We start from the raw sequence: 2,928 nt of genomic DNA, 5'->3' as shown, positions 1-2,928 counted from the left end.
ACCTTTCCACACGATCTCGACCTCGACGGGATGAAGATCGTTCTCGACTGCGCCCACGGTGCGGCCTATGCGGTGAGCCCGCTGGTCTTCCGTGAGCTTGGCGCGAAGGTGGTCGCCTGCGGCGTCGAGCCCGACGGGACGAACATCAACGACGGGGTGGGCTCACTCCATCCCGAGGTCGTCGCGGCAAAGGTGAAAGAGACCGGTGCTGCCATTGGAATTGCGCTCGATGGCGATGCCGACCGCGCGATCTTCGTCGACGAGCGCGGCGAGATCGTCGATGGCGACAAGGTCATGGCCATCTGCGCCAAGCACCTTCTCGAAGAGGGGCGGCTCAAGGACAACACGCTTGTCTCCACGGTGATGAGCAATGTCTCGCTCGAAAAGCTGATGGAGAGCCTGGGCGGCAAGCTCGTTCGCACCCAGGTGGGCGATCGCTATGTGGTAGAGCAGATGCGTGCCGGGGGCTACAGCCTGGGCGGTGAGCAGTCGGGCCACGTGATCTTTCTCGATCACGCGACCACCGGTGACGGCACCGTGTGCGCCCTCCAGCTTTTGGCTGTCATGCGGCGTACCGGCGCGTCGCTCTCCGAACTCGCGCGCGTGCTGGAACTGGCACCCCAGCAACTTTTGAACATCCGCGTGCGAGAGCGCGTCGCCCTGGAAGAGAACGCACGCATTTACGATGCCATGAAGAGCGCCGAGGAACGGCTCAGTGCCGGCGGCCGCCTGCTGGTGCGCTACTCGGGTACCGAGCCGCTTTTGCGCCTCATGGCCGAGCACCCCGACGAAGGACTGCTCTCCGGCGTGCTCGAAGACCTGGCCGGGGTGGTTCGCGCCGAGCTGGGCTGAACTTCGACATTCCACCCATCTGGGACTAAAAGGCAGGCGGGGCGTCCCTCCAAAGGGAAAAGGCTCCGCGGCAGGCTGTAAGGAGGCCCACCATGGCCCGACTTTGCGTGAACATCGACCACGTGGCGACCGTGCGGCAGGCGCGGCGCATCACCGAGCCCGATCCGGTTGCGGCTGCCGTTCTGTGCGAGCTGGCCGGCGCCCACGGCATCACGGTGCACCTGCGCGAGGACCGCCGCCACATCCAGGACCGCGACCTCGAACAGCTCCGCCAGGTGGTCAAGACCAAGCTCAACCTGGAAATGGCCGCCACGCAGGAAATGGTGAAGATCGCCCTGCTGAACAAGCCGGAGATGTGCACGATCGTTCCCGAGCGCCGCGAAGAACTCACCACCGAGGGCGGCCTCGACGTGACGATGTATCAGGAACAGCTCCAGAAATACACCTCGCTGCTGCGCGAGGCCGACATCGAAACCAGTCTGTTCATCGATCCAGACATCGATCAGGTGCGCGCGGCGCACATGGTGGGTGCCGACGCCGTGGAAATTCACACGGGCACCTATTGCGACGCGGTGGGCAAGCACGAAAAGGCCGAGCAGCTCACGCGCATCACCAATGCGGTGCGCACGGCCAGCAAGCTGGGAATGAGCGTCAACGCCGGACATGGTCTGAACTACCGCAATGTGGGGGCCATCGCTGCCATGCCCGAGATCGCCGAGCTCAATATTGGGCATTCCATCGTCTCGCGCGCGGTGCTCGTGGGCATGGAGCGCGCGGTGCGCGAGATGCTCGAACTCGTTGAAAAGGCCGAAGCCCCGAAGAATGGGCAGGGGGGACGATGAAACCGCTCTATAGCGCTGAAGAAATGCGCGCGCTCGACAAGCGCGCCATCGAAGAGGCCCGGATTCCGGGCCTTGTTCTCATGGAGAACGCCGGGCTCAAGACCTTCCAGATCATTCTGGAAAAAACGGGCGGCGCCGCCGGCATGCCGGTGAGCGTGCTGTGCGGCAAGGGAAACAACGGCGGTGATGGCTTTGTAGTGGCGCGCCACCTGCAGAACCACGGCGCCCAGGTGCGCGTGCACCTGTTTGCGCCGATTGACGCAGTGAGTGGTGACGCTCGCGCGATGCTCGATGCCTGGATGGGCATGGGCGGCGACCTCGTCGACGACGTGGGCGACGAACAGAGCATGAAGGACCTCGCCGAGGACCTGGCAGACAGCGAGATTGTGATCGACGCGCTGCTGGGCACGGGGCTTGAGAGTGAAGTGCGCGGCGCCATGGCCGATGCCATCGAGATGATGAACGACACGCCGGGAATGATCTTCGCCCTGGATATCCCCTCGGGGATCTCCGCCGATACCGGCCATGTGATGGGAACGGCGGTGCAGGCTGACATCACCTGTACCTATGGCGGCATGAAGCCCGGCCACTGGATCGAGCCCGGACGCGCCCATTGCGGCGAGATGTTCGAGATCGAGATCTCGCTTCCCTTCGAGATGCTCGACGCCCACCAGGGGAGCACCTACCTGCTTACGCCCGAGGACGTCTGGCCGGGACTCTTTCACCGCTTGCCGGACGCCCACAAGGGAAATTTCGGCCACCTGCTGGCCATTGCTGGCTCCCACGGGAAGTCGGGCGCGGGCGTTCTGGCTTCGCGCGCGGCGCACCGCATTGGCGCGGGCCTCGTGACACTGGCCATTCCGCGCGGGCTGGAATCGGTCGTGGCGCCCCAGTCGGTCGAGACCATGACCGAGCTGCTCACCGAGAACGACGAGGGCGGCTACGGCAAGGGGGCGGGAGCGCGGCTGCTTGAAGCGGCTTCCTCGTGCACGGCGGTGCTCATTGGCCCTGGGATCCCGACCGACGCGGCAAGCGGCGAGGCCGTCCTGGAACTCATGAAGAAGTGCGAGCTCCCGCTCGTAATCGACGCCGACGGGCTCAACCTGCTGGCAAAGAACAGCATCAGCCCGGGCAAGCTGGCCAGCGAGCAGATCGTCGTCACGCCGCACCCTGGCGAGATGAGCCGACTGAGCGGCTTTACCACCCAGGAGGTGCAGGCCGACCGGGTGGGGGT

The 2,928-nt window shown here is 65.0% G+C and carries 3 protein-coding genes; all 3 read left to right on the top strand.

Annotated elements, in window-relative coordinates:
- Positions 1-852: phosphoglucosamine mutase (glmM, locus tag KDH09_08315; GenBank protein MCB0219681.1), on the top strand; the 852-nt coding region annotated here is incomplete at its 5' end.
- Positions 853-944: 92 nt separating this feature from the next.
- Positions 945-1,694: a pyridoxine 5'-phosphate synthase gene (locus tag KDH09_08310; GenBank protein MCB0219680.1), complete on the top strand. Its 750-nt coding sequence runs from the start codon at positions 945-947 to the stop codon at positions 1,692-1,694.
- A partial coding sequence (locus tag KDH09_08305; protein ID MCB0219679.1) for an NAD(P)H-hydrate epimerase occupies positions 1,691-2,928 on the top strand: 1,238 nt, incomplete at its 3' end. The genes KDH09_08310 and KDH09_08305, both read left to right, overlap by 4 nt.

This window comes from Chrysiogenia bacterium (assembly GCA_020434085.1).
GTDB lineage: Bacteria > JAGRBM01 > JAGRBM01 > JAGRBM01 > JAGRBM01 > JAGRBM01.
Note: the sequence above shows the minus strand (reverse complement) of the source record. Positions and strands in the feature narration are given on the sequence as shown.